Source organism: Kitasatospora sp. NPDC058406, from assembly GCF_042722765.1.
Classification (GTDB): Bacteria; Actinomycetota; Actinomycetes; order Streptomycetales; family Streptomycetaceae; genus Kitasatospora.
In genome coordinates this window covers 1-16,727 of record NZ_JBHXKE010000122.1, presented here as the reverse complement: position 1 = coordinate 16,727, position 16,727 = coordinate 1, and the positions used below count along the sequence as shown (strand labels likewise).

Sequence of the window (16,727 nt, the reverse complement as noted above, 5' to 3'; positions counted from 1 at the left end):
GGCTATGCCCTCATAGAGCGTTCGGCGCTACCGGCCGGGGTCGTACCGGGAGACGGTTGATGCCATGGCCACCCTGATCAGCCCCCGCACGCACCCCCGCCCCCGCCCTCGCCCCCGTCTGCGCCCGTCCGACCGCGCCCGCCGGCTCGACCTCGCACAGCTCGGGCCGAACTGGTACGCGGCGGTCATGGGCACCGCGATCGTCGGCAACGGTGCGGCCGCCCTCCCGGTCCGGCTGCCCGGCCTGATCGGGTTCGGCGAGGTGATGTGGGCGCTCGGGCTGGCCGGTCTGCTGGTGCTCGGGTCCGCCCGGCTGGTCCACCTCACCCGTCACCGGGACGCCGCCCGCGCCCAGCTGCTGGACAACCCGGCCACCGCCGTCTTCTACGGCTGTCCGCCGATGGCGCTGATCTCGGTCGGGCTCGGGACCCTGACGCTCGGCTCCCGCGTCATCGGGACCGGCCCGGCCGTCGCGCTCGACGCCGTGCTCTGGACGGTGGGCACCGGGTACGCGCTGCTGGTCGCGGCCGGCATCCCGTACCTGATGATCACCCGGCACACGGTCTCCCCGTTGGAGGCCAACCCGACCTGGCTGCTGCCGGTGGTGGCTCCGCTGGTCGCCTCCGCCGCCGGTCCCGCGCTGATCCCGCACCTGCCCGCCGGCACCGCCCAGCAGGCGCTGCTGTACACCTGCTGCGCGCTGTTCGGGATCGGCCTGCTCGCCACCCTGGCGCTGCTGCCGGTGGTGCTCACCGGTCTCGTGCACAGCAAGCTGCCCGCCCTGGCGCTCACCCCGTCGCTCTTCCTGGTGCTCGGCCCGCTCGGCCAGTCCACCACCGCGGTGCACCAACTCGCCGATGCCGCACGCCCGGTGACCCCGACGATCGCCCCCGTCGCGCTCGCCCTCGCCGAGCTGTACGGGGTGGCGGTGCTCGGCGTGGCGATGCTCTGGCTGGCGCTCGCCGTCGCCGCCAACCTCCGTGCCCGGCGGGCCGGCATGTCGTTCGCGATGACGTGGTGGGCGTTCACCTTCCCGGTCGGCACCTGCGTCACCGGCGCCGCCGCCCTCGCCCGGCACACCGGCTTCCCCGGGTTCACCGGACTCGCCACCGCCCTGTTCGTCCTGCTGATGGCCTCCTGGGCCCTCGCCGCGGGCGGCACCGCCGCCGGGTTGGCAGGTGGCCGGCTGCTGGCCCGCTGAGCCGGGGCCGGCACCGGTGCTCGACATAGGCCTGACGATGCGTCAAGGCGTCTCGTGTGGTGGCGTGGTGGTCCGGCGGGAGGCTGTCGTCGGCTCGGTCGGGACCGTCCGTCCCGGGGGGGGCGTCCTCCGGTGCCACCCGTCCTGGCGGACGGCCCGGATCCGGGCGGCCGGGGCTCTGCGGCGCCGCGCCTTCCCGCGGCTTCCCGGCCCCGGGTGACTCCGGTACGGTCCGGTACGGGCGGCCCGAACGGTACCCGGACGGTGCCCGAACGGGCTCGGACCGGGGGCCGGGGAGGCACGGGGGGAGCGGCGCGTAGGCCGCGGGGAACGGAACGCGGTCGTTCGGTTCCGAATGACCGGAGGGTCGGACTCCGCCGTCCCACCGCCCTGACCTGCACGTTCGCGATACGCCAGGGCGCCGCGGCGGACGTCGCGCCACGCCGACGATGCAGGTTCCTGCAATTGCGAGAACATGCAGTCGGGCGGCACTTGTTCACCGGCCGTCACGCTGTGAGGGTGGAGTCACGTCACGTCGACCGGGCAACCGCAGCCCGATGACGGCGACTTGCTCTTCATTACTGGATGCGTCCGGTACGTCCGCACGTACCTGCATATCGGGGGGAAGAGCGCCGGCCGGGACGCCATGTGTGGTGATGGCCCCCGGGACCGGAGCCGGCGAGGCGTTGCTGCTCCGCCTCGCCGGAAGCGCCGCGACCGTGGCGTGGACCGGCGGCCCCCCTGGCCCGTGTGCGACGGCACCCGGAGTCCGGGGGCCCGCCGGCTCCCAGTACCGTGATCACGCCCGGCGAACGTGTGTGACGAGTGCGCACGGCGTGCGAGGGCGCACACATCCGCGAGACATCCGGCAGGGAGCGTTCGACGTGACGGTCGAGGGGACGGCGGATCCGACGACCGCTCCGGGCGCCGGCGCCGGAGGGGGCGCCGCCACCGGCCCGGCCGCGTCCGGCGGCGAGCCCGACGAGGCCGCCCGCCGGCTCTACCTCGCCATCCTGGCCGACGGCGGCCGGATCCCCGTCGCGGACGTCCCCGAACCGGACCGGCGCGCCCTGCGCCAGCTCGTCTCCATCGGTCTGCTGATGCCCAACCCGATGGACGCCTGCTACACGGCCGTCAGCCCGCGCTCGGTCAGCGACCGCCTCGGCGCCGAGCTCCGCAGCGAGGCCACCCGCCTCCTCGTCCGCGCCGAGAACCTGCCCGGCACCCTCGACGGCCTCACCCGCGCCTACGACGCGATGCCCCGGCCGCCCGAGCGCTCCGGCGGCGCCGTCTACATCGAGGGCCACACCCACATCCGGCACCGGATCTCCCAGCTGGTCTCCGACTGCCGCACCGAGGTCCTCACCGCCCAGCCCGGCCACCGGCCCGCCGACGCCCTCCAGGGCGCCCTGGTCCAGGACGTCCAGCTCCTGCAGCGCGGCTGCACCCTGCGGACCATCTACCAGCCCGTCGCGGTCTCCGAACCCGCCGCCCTGGCCTACGCCGAGGAGGTCACCCGGCACGGTTCGCTGATCCGGACCCTCGACGAGCCGTTCCAGCGGCTGATGATCTTCGACCGCTCGGTCGCGGTGATCTCCGCCAGTGACGACCACAGCACCGCCGCCTTCATCACCGACCGCGCCGCGATCGCCTTCATCGTCAACGCCTTCGAGCGCGACTGGGCCCGCGCCGACGCGACCGACTGGACCGCCGCGCTCGCCGACGGCCCGGCCCGCAACCCCCACAACGCGTCCGACCGCGTCGGCCGCCTGCTGGCCCGCGGTCTGACCCAGCGTGCGGTCGCCACCCGCCTCGGCCTGAGCGAGCGGACCGTGGCCGCGCACATCGCCCGCCTCCGCGACCGGTACGGGGCGCAGACCCTGTTCCAGCTCGGTTGGCTGATGCGGGGCGGCCGTGACGACGGATGAGCCCGACGGCGCCGTTCGCACCCGTTACCCGGCCGCTCTGCGCTGCGCTGCCTGACCGCGCTGCCTGACCGCCCGGCCGAGTCGCTCTGCCGAGTCGCTCTGTCGAGCTGCTCTGCGAGTGCGGGGAGGAGCTGATCGCGGTCGCCCGCACTGGCCGCCCCGTCGTGCGGGGCCTGGTCCGGCTCGGCCGGCGGACGCGCGGCGAGGACGACGGACGAACACGGCGTCCCGCTGCCGGACGGGGCCGCCCACGCGCGCTGTCCGGCGCCGCCGGGGGACGGTGGCCGGATCCGCGCCGCCGCGTCGCGGGAGGGGGACACCGGGGCGTTCCGTCCGCTCCTCGAACGCGGCCTGCTGAGGCGTCATGGGGTCGGTCACCTCGTCCGCCGCGCGAACTCCCCGACGTGGAGGGGCTCTTCCGGCTCGGCCGGCGGATGAGGGGTCCCGCGGTGCCCGGTCCGGGGCGGTACGACGCGGAGACGCTGTTCCTTCGGGGCCGGCGGGGGCCGGCAGGTGGGGGAGCCCGGGCGGGGGAGCCCGGACGGGATCAGCCGGTGGCCGCGCCGGTGGGCCAGTAGCCGGTCGGGCCGACGGCGGGGGGCTGCTGACGGGGGACGGTGAACTGCTCGCCGGGGGCGGTCCAGAAGCCCTCGCGCAGGGAGAGCGCCATGCCGGCCCAGTCGAGGGCGGTCTCCACGGTGTGGTGGAGGGCCTCCTGGGACCAGGTGTCGTCGAAGACCAGCGGCAGGACGGGGGCGACCTGCTCGATGGTGGCGATCAGCGGGTTGTGGGTGATGGCCTCGTCGACGAGGAGCACGATCGGCTTGCGCAGCGCCGACGCCCAGCCCAGCTCCAGGCTGACCCCGGCCGACAGCGGTGCGCCGACGTAGGCGAAGACGAGGTCGGCGGACTGCAGCGCGCGGAAGTCCGACGGCACGCGCGGCTCGGGGGCGCGCCCGGCGACGGTCCAGGCGTCACTGTGGTGGGCGCTGTACACGGCGGCGCCACTGCGGAGGAGGGTGGTGCGGAGGGTGGTCAGCCGCGTCCGGCTGGCGAGGGTCACCACACTGTCCGCCGGCCCGGTCAACCGCATGAGCGGCGCGGCCAGGAAGACTCGTGCACGCCGGCCCTCGAGGGCCTGGCTGTCGTGGTGACGCAGGTAGGGCTCAGTCATGTCGACTCCGGGGAGTGGCTGACCGGGTTCACCAGGTCCGGCAGGGTTAGGGGTTCTGATCGGCGAGGCTGCGGACTTCGCTCGGGGGAGCTAAGTCGAATGGTGAATTGAAGGTACATCGGCAAGTGTGGTGAGCTTGCCGGGACCATCGGGAGCGAACTGATCGTCCATCGTTCGGGGCGGTGGAGTCCACTGCTTCGCGGTGTCATCTGTCTGCCTGGCATGGAGATGACGCACCTCTGTGGAGGGGGGATGTGGCGCGTGCGTTCGAGCTGGGGCATTATGTGGGCGGCTGCGTAGCTGTTCCCATTGCTCGATACCCGCGACTAACTCAGGAAGGCGTGATCGCAATGCTTCGCCTGCGCCGACACGTTCGCATCACTGCGGCTTCGGTCGTTGCTGTTATAGCGGTATTGACCGCGAGCAGCCAGGTCACGTCGGCGGCTTCCGGCCACCAGCCGGCGCCGCGTACCGCCAACTCCGTGCCCGCCGACGCTCCGGCCCTGGTCACGCTGGCCCTCACCGCGAACGACAGCAACTGGACCTGAGTTCGGCACGTGACGCCCGGGCGGGCCGTCAGGGGCCCCGGGCGGTCAGTCGGTTGACGGGTCGTGTTCCCGGAGGCGTTCTTCGGGGTGCCCGCTCTGGGTGGTCCGGGCCAGCATGTACCCGAGCTGGAACAGCGAATCCACCCGGTAGTCCTCACGCATGTCCGCTATGTGACGCGCCAGCGTGCGTTCGCTGATGCCCAGGCTTCGGGCAATCACGCGGTGACTGGTGCCTTTCAGCAGCAGATCGATGATCGTCTGCCGCAGGCGTGAGATGACCTCCTGCGGCACCGCGCGGGCGCCGTCGAAATCGAGAGCGCGGTTCCAGTTGCGCTCGAAGATGTCGGAGACCAGATAGCTGATGATCGCGCGGTCGTGTATGAACGCGGCCACATTCAGGTCGTCCGCGATGGGAATGATGGCGGTGCGGCGGTCCACGACTATGAGCCGGGTGTACGGCTCGTCCAGGGTGCGGACCTGCCCCCCGGCGTCCGTGATGGCGAGGACGTAGTCCCTGGTGGCGGGGTGGTAACGCGTACTGGGGTGGTAAATGGTCCGAAACGTGGCGCCTCTCTGGAGAAGAGCCAAATCACGGTCGCGGCTGCCGGCGAGTGCCTCCGGGGGGCGGGGACCACCCGGTTGTGCGGCGAGGAACTCCTCGGTGCAACTCGTGGTCAACTGCCCGAGTCTTTGATTGATCAGTACTTTTCCACGGACGTACTCGATGCTGCCGCCGGTCTGCTTCGGCGTGTGGAAGGCCTCGGACAGTTCCTTCAAATCGATCGGAAGTGCCTCGGCCCGGGAGAGCAGGTCGAGTGCTTTGCGCTGCCAGGAGGCGATGAGCCCGGACGAGAGCTGCTGGGGGTCCACGGCGACGAGCACGTCCGGCTCGTCCGTGTCCGGCACCAGCAGGCCGATGTCGAGAAGCTCCTGGAGGAACCTGAGGTCGGTGGCCTCCTGGCTCGCGGGTACGAGGCGGCCGTGGGAGTGCAGGACGTGGAGGTAGAGCTTGCGAGCGCCGTCCGAGAGGACACCGAGGCCGCCTGAGGTGAGTCCGGGCTCGGCCGTCTCGCTCATCTGCGGCTCCCTGGTGTTCGGATAGAGCTGAGTGAGGCCGGTTCGCCGGCTTCGATGGGGATCTTAGCCAGAGCCTCCGCGAACCGGCATCGGCGCTCTTGATCCGCTCTCGCCTGCAGAAAGCACTCTCTCACCACGCAAGCACCGCCGGCACCCCCCAACCAGAGGGAACCGGCGGCGGCGACCGTCGTGGCCGGGTCAGCGCTTGGGACGCCAGACGACCAGGGCGCTGGAGTGCGGGGTCGGGGGCTGGTAGGGGACGAGGTCGCGGCGGTAGGAGGCGTGGATGGTGGCCTCGCGCTGCTGGAGGGCGGTGGCCGCGCCTTCGAGGGAGTCGGTGAGCTCGGCGATCCGGGACTGGAGGGCGGTGACCTGGTTCTCCAGCTCGATGATCCGCTTGATGCCGGCGAGGTTGATGCCCTCGTCCTGGGAGAGCCGCTGGACGTCGCGCAGCTGCTGGATGTCGCGCGCCGAGTAGCGGCGCCCGCGGCCGGCGGTGCGGTCGGGGCAGACCAGGCCGAGGCGGTCGTACTGGCGGAGGGTCTGCGGGTGCAGGCCGGAGAGCTCGGCGGCCACCGAGATCACGTAGACCGGGGTGTCCTCGGTGAGGACGTACTGGGGCTGCGGAACGGCCCGGCGCGCGCGCGGGGGGCCGCCGCCGGGCAGTCCCTCGCCGATGCCGGGGCCGATCGGGCCGTGGCCGGTGCTGTCGGGGGTCATCTGGTCGTCACGCTCCCTTCGCCGCTCGGAACAGGGCGGCTCGCGGGTCGTCGGAGGCGGTGGCCTCGCGGTACTGCTCCAGAGCGGCCAGCGCGTCGCCGGTGACGTGCTGGGGCACCACGACCTCCACGGTGACCAGGAGGTCGCCCCGGGTGCCGTCCTTGCGGGTGGCGCCCTTGCCGCGGGCCCGCAGGGTGAGGCCGTTGGCACTGCCCGGGGGGAGTTTGAGCTTCACCGAGGGGCCGTTGAGGGTCGGCACCTCGATGGTGCCCCCCAACGCGGCTTCGGGGAAGGTGACCGGGACGGTCACGGTCAGGTTGTCGGCCTTCCGTCCGAAGACGGGGTGCGGGTCGACGTGCACGGTGACGTAGAGGTCGCCGGGCTGGCCGCCGCGTTCGCCCTGCGCGCCCTTGCCCTTGAGGCGGATCCGCTGGGCGTCCTGGACACCGGCCGGGATCCGGACCTGCATGGTGCGGGCGGAGCTGGCCCGGCCGCTGCCGTGGCAGTCGGTGCACGGGTCGTCGACGATCATGCCGCGGCCGCGGCAGTCCCGGCAGGGCTCGGAGAGGGCGAAGGCGCCCTGGCCGCGGCTGACCGTGCCGGAACCGACGCAGGTCGGGCAGACCCGGGGGGTGGTGCCGGCCTTGGCACCGGTGCCGTTGCAGTGGCGGCAGGGGGCCTGACTGGTCATCCGGAGCGGGACGGTGGCGCCGTCGACGGCCTCCTCGAAGGAGAGCGTCACCTCGGTCTCGACGTCGGCGCCGCGCCGGGGCTGGGCCTGCCGGGCGCCGCCGCGGTTGAACAGGCCGCCGAAGACGTCGCCGAGGCCACCGCTGTTGCCGGCCTGGTTGCCGCTGAACAGGTCGCCGAAGTCGAAGCTGTAGTTGCCGTTACCGGGGCCGCCGGCGCGGAAGCCGCCGTTGGCGAAGAGGCTGCGGGCCTCGTCGTACTCCTTGCGGCGCTTCTCGTCGGAGAGGACGTCGTACGCCTCGGAGATGTCCTTGAACCGCTCCTCGGCCGCCGTGTCACCCTTGTTCGCGTCGGGGTGGAACTCGCGGGCCAGCTTGCGGTAGGTCTTCTTGATCTCGGTGGCGGTGGCGTCCTTGGGCACGCCGAGGACCTTGTAGTAGTCCTTCTCCACGTAGTCCTTGCCGCTCATGGCTGGCGCCACCTCCCGAGGTCCATCGTCACAGAGCTGTCAACGGGCCGGCCGTGGCCCGTCGACAGTGCGCTGCGGAGCCGGCCGCCGTACTGGCCGGCGTACGACTCCGCAGCGCACAGGTTGTCAGCCGTCACCGGTGGTCAGCTGTCCGGGCCACCGTCGGCCTGGTCCTTCTTCTCCCCGCCCTTGGCGGTGTCGGTGTCCGGGCCGGACGTGGTCTGGGTGCCCGGCTGGGGCTCCGCGACCGCGACCATCGCCGGGCGGATGATCCGCTCGCCGATCCGGTAACCGGGCTGGAGGATCTGGACGCAGGTGTCCTCGGTGACCTCCGACGAGTAGCTGTGCATCAGCGCCTCGTGCATGGTCGGGTCGAAGGGCTCGCCCTCCTTGCCGAACTGCTGCAGGCCCAGCTTGGCGACGACGGTCTCCAGCGACTCGGCGACGGACTTGAAGCCGCCGGTCACCTCGCCGTGGTCACGGGCCCGGCCGATGTCGTCCAGGACCGGGATCAGCGACTCCAGGATGTTGGAGACGGCGATCTCACGGACCGTCAGTCGGTCGCGCTCGACCCGCTTCCGGTAGTTCTGGTACTCGGCCTGGAGGCGCTGGAGGTCGGCCGTCCGCTCGGCCAGCTCGCGCTTGGCCGTGGCGAGGTCGTCCGGTTCGCCGGTCGCGCCGGCGGTCGAATCGGCACCGCCCGCGGCAGCCTCCTCGGCAGCCTTGATCACGGCCTCCTCGGCGGCGGAGTCGTCGCCGGGCTCAGCACCCTGCGGCTTCTCCGTCATGCCGCACCGCCCTTGGGCTTCTCGTCGTCCACGATCTCGGCGTCGACGACGTCGTCGTCCTTGGCACCGGCGGCGTCACCGGCCGGGGCGGCGCCGGCGGCGTCGGCGTTGGCGTACAGCGCCTGGCCGAGCTTCTGCGCGGTGGTGGACACCTTCTCGGAGGCCTCGCGGATCTTCGCGATGTCCTCGCCCTTGAGGGCTTCCTTGAGCTCGCCGATGGCGGTCTCGACCTCGGTCTTGACGTCGGCCGGCAGCTTGTCGGCGTTGTCGGCGATGAACTTCTCGGTCGAGTAGACGAGCTGCTCGGCCTGGTTGCGGGTCTCCACGGACTCGCGGCGCTTGTGGTCCTCCTCCGCGTACTGCTCGGCCTCGCGCATCATGCGCTCGATGTCGTCCTTCGGCAGCGCGGAGCCGCCGGTGACGGTCATCTTCTGCTCCTTGCCGGTGCCGAGGTCCTTGGCACCGACGTGCATGATGCCGTTGGCGTCGATGTCGAAGGTGACCTCGATCTGGGGCAGGCCACGGGGGGCCGGCGGCAGGCCGGTCAGCTCGAACATGCCGAGCTTCTTGTTGTACGCGGCGATCTCGCGCTCGCCCTGGTAGACCTGGATCTGCACGGACGGCTGGTTGTCCTCGGCCGTGGTGAAGATCTCGGAGCGCTTGGTCGGGATCGTGGTGTTGCGCTCGATCAGCTTGGTCATGATGCCGCCCTTGGTCTCGATGCCGAGGGACAGCGGGGTGACGTCGAGCAGCAGGACGTCCTTGACCTCGCCCTTGAGGACACCGGCCTGGAGCGAGGCGCCGATGGCGACGACCTCGTCCGGGTTGACGCCCTTGTTCGCGTCCTTGCCGCCGGTCAGCTCGCGGACGAGCTCGGCGACGGCCGGCATGCGGGTCGAGCCGCCGACGAGGACCACGTGGTCGATCTCGGAGAGGGCGATGCCCGCGTCCTTGATCACGTTGTGGAACGGGACCTTGCAGCGCTCCAGCAGGTCCGAGGTCAGCTGCTGGAACTGGGCGCGGGTGAGCTTCTCGTCCAGGTGCAGCGGGCCCTCGGCGGAGGCCGTGATGTAGGGCAGGTTGATCGAGGTCTCGGAGGACGAGGACAGCTCGATCTTGGCCTTCTCGGAGGCCTCGCGCAGGCGCTGCAGGGCCATCTTGTCCTTGGACAGGTCGACACCGTGGCCGGCCTGGAAGACCTTCACCAGGTGGTCGACGACCTTCTGGTCCCAGTCGTCACCGCCGAGGTGGTTGTCACCGTTGGTGGCCTTCACCTCGACGACCCCGTCGCCGATCTCCAGCAGCGAGACGTCGAAGGTGCCGCCGCCGAGGTCGAAGACCAGGATGGTCTGGTCGTCCTTGTCCAGGCCGTAGGCCAGGGCGGCCGCGGTCGGCTCGTTGACGATGCGCAGGACGTTGAGGCCCGCGATCTCACCGGCCTCCTTGGTGGCCTGGCGCTCCGAGTCGGAGAAGTACGCCGGGACGGTGATGACGGCGTCGGTGACCGTCTCGCCCAGGTAGGACTCGGCGTCCCGCTTCAGCTTCTGCAGGATGAAGGCGCTGATCTGCTGGGGGTTGAAGTCCTTGCCGTCCAGGCCGATCTTCCAGCTGGTGCCCATGTGACGCTTGACCGAGCGAATGGTGCGGTCCACGTTGGTGACCGCCTGACGCTTGGCCACCTCGCCGACGAGCACCTCGCCGTTCTTCGCGAAGGCGACGACGGACGGCGTGGTCCGAGCGCCCTCGGCGTTCGTGATGACGGTGGGCTCGCCACCCTCCAGAACGCTGACGACCGAGTTCGTCGTGCCGAGGTCGATGCCGACCGCGCGTGCCATCGTAGATACCTCCACGGAAGAGTTGAGCTTTACAGGCTCAAGGATGCACGACGAGGCGGGGGGCGTCAACAGCTATGAGTCCGGAGCGCTCAACTTTGCTGAGCCGGAAATGCGGAGATCGGAGCGGCGAGCGGCCCTGTGGCGCCCGGACGGCGATGGCAGGGTGCACTTACGTGACTGCCGCCATACCTTGAGCATCTTCAGGAGAAGTGTTGACGAGCGGTAATGTCCGGCCCGTCGGCCCTGCAAGTTACCGGCGAGTACAATCACCGCGAGAGTCTGTACCCCCAGCACCCCAGCACCCCCAGAAAGCCGCAGGAGACGGAGAGCCGATGCAGCTAGCAGCGATCGTCATCTCGCTGGTCACGTTCGTGGTCGGCACCGCGCTCGCCGCCCGTGCGGCGCTGTACATCTACAAGGTGGTGCGGACCGGTCAGCCGGACCCGACCCGGTTCGGGCAGCCCGCCCTGCGCGCGAAGACCGTGGCGGTCGAGTTCGTCGGCCACACCCGGATGAACCGCTGGGGCGTCGTCGGCGTCGCCCACTGGTTCGTCGCGGTCGGCTTCTTCACGCTCGGCCTGACCCTGCTGACCGCCTTCTTCCAGCTGTTCGACGCCGAGTTCGTGCTGCCGGTGCTCGGCGGCTGGCTGCCGTACGAGCTCTTCACCGAGCTGGTCGGCACCTTCACCACCCTCGGCATCGCCACCCTCATCGTGATCCGCCTGCTCAGCCTGCCGGGCCGGGCGGGCCGCAAGTCGCGCTTCGCCGGCTCGATCGCCTGGCAGGCCTTCTACGTCGAGTACACGATCCTCGGCATCGGCCTGTGCATCATGATCCTGCGCGGCCTGGAGGGCGCGCTGGAGCACGTGGGCTCGTACGAGGCGAAGTACCTGATCTCCTACCCGCTGGTGCTGGCCTTCAAGGGCCTGTCGCACGGCACCCTGGAGAACCTGGTCTACGTCTTCGCGATGCTGAAGATCTGCACCTCCTTCGCCTGGGCCATCACCATCGGCGTCAACCCCTCGATGGGCGTCGCCTGGCACCGCTTCCTCGCGTTCTTCAACATCTACTTCAAGCGCGAGGAGGACGGCGACGTCGCCCTCGGCGAGCTGCGTCCGATGGCCAGCGGCGGGCAGCCGATCGACTTCGAGGACCCGGCCGACGACGCCGTCTTCGGCGTCTCCCAGGTCGAGCACTTCTCCTGGAAGGGCATCCTCGACTTCTCCACCTGCACCGAGTGCGGGCGCTGCCAGTCGCAGTGCCCGGCCTGGAACACCGGCAAGCCGCTCTCGCCCAAGCTGCTGATCATGAGCCTGCGGGAGCACGCCTTCGCCAAGGCGCCGTACCTGCTCGCCGGCGGCGGCAAGGACATGGAGGGCGAGGAGCGGGCGACCGCCGAGCAGCTCGCCGGCGTCCCCGCCGCCGCGCTGGCCGAGGCCGAGCGCCCGCTGATCGGCACCGCGGAGGAGAACGGGGTCATCGACCCCGACGTGCTGTGGTCCTGCACCACCTGCGGCGCCTGCGTCGAGCAGTGCCCGGTGGACATCGAGCACATCGACCACATCGTCGACATGCGCCGCTACCAGGTGATGATCGAGTCCTCGTTCCCGACCGAGGCCGGGGCGATGCTCAAGAACCTGGAGAACAAGGGCAACCCGTGGGGCATGGCCACCAAGGCCCGCCTGGACTGGGTCAAGGAGCTCAAGAAGGAGACCGGCATCGAGGTGCCGGTGATCGGTGAGGACATCGACCCCGCCGAGGTCGAGTACCTCTACTGGGTCGGCTGCGCCGGCGCCCTGGAGGACCGCGCCAAGAAGACCACCAAGGCCTTCGCGGAGCTGCTGCACACCGCCGGCGTGCAGTTCGCCATCCTCGGCAAGGAGGAGTCCTGCACCGGTGACTCCGCCCGCCGCCTCGGCAACGAGTTCCTCTTCCAGATGCTCGGCGCGCAGAACGTCGAGACGCTGAACGCCGCGCTGGAGGACGCCCCGGTCAAGCGGATCGTGGCGACCTGCCCGCACTGCTTCAACACCATCGCCAACGAGTACCCGCAGCTGGGCGGCCACTTCGAGGTCATCCACCACACCCAGCTGCTGCAGCACCTGATCGACGAGGGCAAGCTCGTCCCGGTCAACCCGGTCGAGGGCCTGATCACCTACCACGACCCCTGCTACCTGGGCCGCCACAACAAGGTCTACAGCCCGCCGCGCGAGATCATGGACAAGGTCCCGGGCCTGCGCCAGCAGGAGATGCACCGCCACAAGGAGCGCGGCTTCTGCTGCGGCGCCGGCGGCGCGCGGATGTGGATGGAGGAGCGCATCGGCAAGCGGATCAACACCGAGCGCGTGGACGAGGCCCTCTCGCTCAACCCGGACATCGTCTCCACCGCCTGCCCCTTCTGCCTCGTCATGCTCTCCGACTCCGTGAACGGCAAGAAGAACGAGGGCGCGGCGAAGGAACACCTGAAGGTCGTCGACGTCGCCCAGCTGCTGCTCGACTCGGTCAAGGCGGCCCCGCCGGCCGAGGCCGAAACCGAGACCGTCGACGCCTGAACGAGGCGGTGACGGGGCGGTGACGGGGCGGTGACGGGTCGAACCCGGCCACTCCGCCGCCCAGTTGTTCGACAGTTCTGCAACAACCGCCCGGCCCGGCGAGTGCCACGTGCGCCCGCCGGGCCGGGCTTTTCGGGTGCGAATCCCTCGGGCGGGGCGCCAACCACCGGACCACCGGACGGCGTCCCTGTCAGAAGGAAATACAGTAGGCGCCGGACCGGCCCTCGTGCCGGTCGATCCGTTCCGGCTCCCGGAACGGCATTTCTGACCACCGACGGAGGTATCGGCCCGCCGGGCCGGGCCGCAGAGACCACAAGGGGAACAGCGCAGACCATGACCGAGGCGATCATGCTGGTCGGTGGTAAGGGCACGCGACTGCGTCCGCTGACCACCCACACCCCCAAGCCCATGCTGCCCGTGGCAGGCGTCCCGTTCATCGCGCACCAGCTGGCCCGCGCGGCAGCGGCCGGGGTCACCCGCGTGGTGCTCGCGACCTCCTACCTGGCCGAGGTCTTCGAGGACCACTTCCAGGACGGCACCCCGTACGGCATCGAACTGGTCTACCTGACCGAACGCGAGCCGCTCGGCACCGGCGGAGCCATCCGCAACGCCGCCACCGGGCTGACCTGCGGCCCCGACGAACCGGTCCTGGTCTTCAACGGCGACATCCTCTCCGGGGTCGACATCGCCGCCCTGCGCGACGGCCACGTGGCCGCCGGGGCCGACGTCACGCTGCACCTCACCCGGGTCGAGGACCCGCGCGCCTTCGGACTCGTCCCGACCGACGAGCACGGCCGGGTCCTGGAGTTCCTGGAGAAGCCGGAGACGCCCGAGCAGATCGTCACCGACCAGATCAACGCCGGCTGCTACGTCTTCACCCGCTCCGTCATCGACCGCATCCCGGCCGGCCGCGAGGTCTCCGTCGAGCGCGAGACCTTCCCGGAGCTGCTGGCCACCGGCGCGCTGCTGCGCGGCGTCGTGGACACCTCCTACTGGCTCGACCTCGGCACCCCGGCCGCCTTCGTCCGCGGCTCGGCCGACCTCGTGCTCGGCAAGGTCGACTCGCCGGCCGTGCCCGGCCCGACCGGCGACGCCCTGCTGCTGCCCGGCGCCACCGTCCAGCGGGGCGCCGTGCTGAGCGGCGGCACCGTGGTCTCCGAGGGCGCGGTCGTCGAGTCCGGTGCGATCGTCGAGGGCAGCGTGATCCTGCCCGGCGCGCTCATCGGGGCGGACACCCTGGTCAAGGACTCGATCGTGGGCGCCTACGCCACGGTCGGCGAGCGGACCGCGCTGGACGGCGCGGTGATCGGAGACGGCGCGATCGTCGAGCCCGACAACGAGCTTCCGAACGGCATCCGGATCGCCTGCGGCACCCTGCTGCCGTCCGGCGCCGTCCGCACCTCGGCCGGTCCCGGCGGCTGCCCGGCGGGCACCGCCGCCGCGGCCGCGGTGCACGGGCCGAAGGTCACCGCGCAGCGCTAGGCGTTCCGTCCCGGCCGCCCGACCCGGTGGTCCCGCCCGACCCGGTGGTCCCGGTGGTCCCGGGCGCCTCGCTGGTCCCCGCAGGCCGTGCGGGCGTCACAGGCTCGCTGCAAACCGGACCCGGTCCGGTGCCCGGCCGCCACGGAGCCGGTCGGGCGGGTACCTTCGGAGCGTGGCTGGCAATCGATACGACAGCGGTCAGGGCGCCGACCCCCGTGGCGGGTGGTCGGCGCCTCCGCAGCAGCAGGCGGCGCCCGGGGGGCACGGGCCGACCGACGGACCGGAGTACTTCACCGGCCCGCAGGGAGCTCCGCAGCAGGGCCCGTACGCCCCGCAGGGCCCGCACGATCCGTACGCGGCGAACCAGCCGGGTCACACCCGGGCGTTCCCGACCGGCAGCGACCCGTACGCGGGCGAGCCGTACTACTACGACGAGCACGGGCAGCCGTACCAGGCGCCCCCGTACGGGCAGGAACAGTACGGGCAGTCGCAGGGCTACCCGGACGAGCAGCCATACGGTCAGGACAACGTCGCCGTCTACCGCGCCGGCGGCCAGTCCGCGCCGCACGCCGCCGGGCCGCGGCCGAACTGGCGCGAGCTGCTGATCGGCCTCTTCCGCACCCCCACCGCGACCTTCGACCGCACCCGGGACCACCAGGTCTGGCTGCCCGCCGTCACCGTCTCGCTGCTGTACGGCGCCCTCGCCGTGCTCGGCCTCGGGATGACCCGCGACGACGTGGTCAACTCGACCTTCACCGTGGCGCTCACCTCGCTGCTCGCGGCGGCGGTCGGCTTCACCCTGGCCGGCGGCATGCTGGGCGCGGTGACGTACGCGCTGGCCCGCCAGTTCGGCGGGGACGGCCCCTGGAAGTCGACGGTCGGCCTCGCCGTGCTGATCGGCTGGACCACCGACGCGCCCCGGCTGCTGCTCGCCCTCGCGCTGCCGGCCGACAACATCGTGGTGCAGGTCGTCGGCTGGGCCACCTGGCTGCTCTGCGCCGTCCTGCTGACCACCATGGTCCGGCGGCTGCACGACCTGCCGTGGGGCAAGGCGGCCGGCGCGGGGGCGCTGCAACTGCTGGCGCTGCTGGTGCTGATCAAGCTGCCGACCCTGGGCTGAGGCCCCCGGGCCGAGGACCCGCCGCCCCGATCCGAGCCGTCCTTCTCGCCGGTTCCCCCGGCTCCCTCCGGTTCTCCGCCTCCTTCCCGGCCTCTCCCGGCGTCCTCCGGCCGGGGGAGAATGGTCGACGGGCCCCGTCTCGGGGCCCGTCCGCATGTCCGCGTACTGCGTCCACCCTCACCCGCACGGAGCCAGGCATGACCCTCCCCACCACCCACGTCAGCTTCCCGGCCGGGGCGGTGACCGGCGAGTCGACGGTGCTCGCGGTGCACCCGCTGGACGGCGGCCGGTACGCCGTCGTCACCGGGGCGACCCCGTTCCACCCGCTCGACCACACCTGGCCCGACCAGCCGGCCGACCTCGGCACCCTGACCGTCGACGGCACCGGGCTGGCCGTCGTCGACTGCCTCACCGGAGCCGTCGGTCCCGAGGGCGGCGAGCTGCTGGTCGGCGCCGACATCCCGGTCCGGCGCGGTGACGAGGAGTGGTCCTGGCTGGTCCTGCACGTCCTGGCGGCCGACCCGGGCGACATCGTCGGCCGGACCGTCACGCTCGCCGTCGACGCCGAGCGCCGCGGCGCCCTCTGCGCCTCCCACAGCGGCTGCCACCTGCTGGCCCTCGCCCTGAACGAGGCGCTCGCCCCGCGCTGGCGCAAGGACCCGGGCCGCTCCGACGCCTTCGGCCACCCGGACTTCGACAGCCTCGCCATGGCCGGCTCCGTGATGGACACCGAGGCGAGCACCGACACGTACCGGCTCGGCAAGTCGCTCCGCAAGAAGGGCTTCACCGCGGAGGCCACCGAGGACCACCCCGCGCTCGCCGACGCGCTTCCCGCGCTCACCGAGGCCGTCAACCGGCGGCTGGCCGCCTGGGTCGCCGCCGACGCCCCGGTCCGCATCGACGTCCCCGGCCCGGAGCTCACCGCGCGCCGGCAGTGGCACTGCGAGCTGCCCGAGGGCCCGGCGCGGATCGCCTGCGGCGGTACCCACCTGCACCACCTCGGTGAGCTGACCGAGCTCCGCACCGAGCTGCGGCTCTCCGTGGACGGCGGCGAGCTGGTCGCCGTCACCCGCCCGAAGCGCGCCTGAGCGCCGGCGCCGCACCTGCGGAACACCCGTGAACGCCCGTGGGCGGTCGCCCCGG

The 16,727-nt window shown here is 71.8% G+C and carries 12 protein-coding genes and 1 pseudogene; 7 read left to right on the top strand and 6 right to left on the bottom strand.

The window, feature by feature from the left end:
* Window positions 1-64 precede the first annotated feature (64 nt).
* Both ACFWOG_RS23365 and ACFWOG_RS23360 read left to right on the top strand, forming a co-directional pair.
* Window positions 65-1,201: a TDT family transporter gene (locus ACFWOG_RS23365; RefSeq protein ID WP_380360736.1), complete on the top strand. Its 1,137-nt coding sequence runs from the start codon at window positions 65-67 to the stop codon at window positions 1,199-1,201.
* 884 nt (window positions 1,202-2,085) lie between these two features.
* A complete protein-coding gene (locus ACFWOG_RS23360; protein WP_329948346.1) occupies window positions 2,086-3,129 on the top strand; it encodes a LuxR C-terminal-related transcriptional regulator in 1,044 nt (347 codons plus the stop codon).
* 547 nt (window positions 3,130-3,676) lie between these two features.
* Here ACFWOG_RS23360 and ACFWOG_RS23355 read toward each other — a convergent pair.
* Window positions 3,677-4,303 (bottom strand): hypothetical protein, encoded by a 627-nt coding sequence (locus tag ACFWOG_RS23355; RefSeq protein ID WP_329884881.1) that lies wholly within the window; start codon window positions 4,301-4,303, stop codon window positions 3,677-3,679.
* A gap of 413 nt (window positions 4,304-4,716) precedes the next feature.
* Between ACFWOG_RS23355 and ACFWOG_RS23350 the strand changes: the two genes are divergently transcribed.
* Window positions 4,717-4,851 (top strand): hypothetical protein, encoded by a 135-nt coding sequence (locus tag ACFWOG_RS23350; protein ID WP_329884882.1) that lies wholly within the window; start codon window positions 4,717-4,719, stop codon window positions 4,849-4,851.
* Between the two features lie 45 nt (window positions 4,852-4,896).
* On the opposite strand, the gene ACFWOG_RS23345 is transcribed toward ACFWOG_RS23350, so the two are convergent.
* The 5 genes from ACFWOG_RS23345 to dnaK form a co-directional block, all read right to left on the bottom strand.
* Window positions 4,897-5,928 (bottom strand): hypothetical protein, encoded by a 1,032-nt coding sequence (locus ACFWOG_RS23345; RefSeq protein WP_380360735.1) that lies wholly within the window; start codon window positions 5,926-5,928, stop codon window positions 4,897-4,899.
* Window positions 5,929-6,126: 198 nt separating this feature from the next.
* Window positions 6,127-6,648, bottom strand: coding sequence for a heat shock protein transcriptional repressor HspR (locus ACFWOG_RS23340; RefSeq protein ID WP_329884884.1), 522 nt, complete (start codon window positions 6,646-6,648; stop codon window positions 6,127-6,129).
* Window positions 6,649-6,655: 7 nt separating this feature from the next.
* Window positions 6,656-7,807, bottom strand: a complete 1,152-nt coding sequence (dnaJ, locus tag ACFWOG_RS23335) for a molecular chaperone DnaJ (protein ID WP_329884885.1) — start codon at window positions 7,805-7,807, stop codon at window positions 6,656-6,658.
* Between the two features lie 143 nt (window positions 7,808-7,950).
* A complete protein-coding gene (grpE, locus tag ACFWOG_RS23330) occupies window positions 7,951-8,595 on the bottom strand; it encodes a nucleotide exchange factor GrpE (protein WP_329884886.1) in 645 nt (214 codons plus the stop codon).
* A complete protein-coding gene (gene dnaK, locus ACFWOG_RS23325; protein WP_329884887.1) occupies window positions 8,592-10,430 on the bottom strand; it encodes a molecular chaperone DnaK in 1,839 nt (612 codons plus the stop codon). Before dnaK ends, grpE begins: the two co-directional genes overlap by 4 nt.
* 332 nt (window positions 10,431-10,762) lie before the next feature.
* Between dnaK and ACFWOG_RS23320 the strand changes: the two genes are divergently transcribed.
* The 4 genes and pseudogenes from ACFWOG_RS23320 (at window position 10,763) to ACFWOG_RS23305 (ending at window position 16,672) form a co-directional block, all read left to right on the top strand.
* Window positions 10,763-12,982 carry a (Fe-S)-binding protein gene (locus ACFWOG_RS23320; protein WP_329948344.1) on the top strand — a complete coding sequence of 740 codons (2,220 nt, stop codon included), beginning with the start codon at window positions 10,763-10,765 and terminating at the stop codon, window positions 12,980-12,982.
* Window positions 12,983-13,315: 333 nt separating this feature from the next.
* Window positions 13,316-14,389, top strand: a pseudogene (locus tag ACFWOG_RS23315) (sugar phosphate nucleotidyltransferase); the annotation flags it as partial.
* Window positions 14,390-14,636: 247 nt separating this feature from the next.
* Window positions 14,637-15,584 carry a YIP1 family protein gene (locus ACFWOG_RS23310; protein ID WP_329884889.1) on the top strand — a complete coding sequence of 316 codons (948 nt, stop codon included), beginning with the start codon at window positions 14,637-14,639 and terminating at the stop codon, window positions 15,582-15,584.
* Between the two features lie 197 nt (window positions 15,585-15,781).
* Window positions 15,782-16,672, top strand: coding sequence for a metal-dependent hydrolase (locus ACFWOG_RS23305; RefSeq protein ID WP_380360731.1), 891 nt, complete (start codon window positions 15,782-15,784; stop codon window positions 16,670-16,672).
* Window positions 16,673-16,727: the final 55 nt, after the last annotated feature.

Excerpts from the sequence above, each read along its gene's own strand:
- ACFWOG_RS23365 (WP_380360736.1), top strand. The coding sequence starts at position 65 with ATGGCCACCCTGATCAGCCCCCGCACGCACCCCCGCCCCCGCCCTCGC.
- ACFWOG_RS23355 (WP_329884881.1), bottom strand. The coding sequence starts at position 4,303 with ATGACTGAGCCCTACCTGCGTCACCACGACAGCCAGGCCCTCGAGGGC.
- ACFWOG_RS23345 (WP_380360735.1), bottom strand. The coding sequence starts at position 5,928 with ATGAGCGAGACGGCCGAGCCCGGACTCACCTCAGGCGGCCTCGGTGTC.
- ACFWOG_RS23340 (WP_329884884.1), bottom strand. The coding sequence starts at position 6,648 with ATGACCCCCGACAGCACCGGCCACGGCCCGATCGGCCCCGGCATCGGC.
- dnaJ (WP_329884885.1), bottom strand. The coding sequence starts at position 7,807 with ATGAGCGGCAAGGACTACGTGGAGAAGGACTACTACAAGGTCCTCGGC.
- grpE (WP_329884886.1), bottom strand. The coding sequence starts at position 8,595 with ATGACGGAGAAGCCGCAGGGTGCTGAGCCCGGCGACGACTCCGCCGCC.
- dnaK (WP_329884887.1), bottom strand. The coding sequence starts at position 10,430 with ATGGCACGCGCGGTCGGCATCGACCTCGGCACGACGAACTCGGTCGTC.
- ACFWOG_RS23320 (WP_329948344.1), top strand. The coding sequence starts at position 10,763 with ATGCAGCTAGCAGCGATCGTCATCTCGCTGGTCACGTTCGTGGTCGGC.
- ACFWOG_RS23305 (WP_380360731.1), top strand. The coding sequence starts at position 15,782 with ATGACCCTCCCCACCACCCACGTCAGCTTCCCGGCCGGGGCGGTGACC.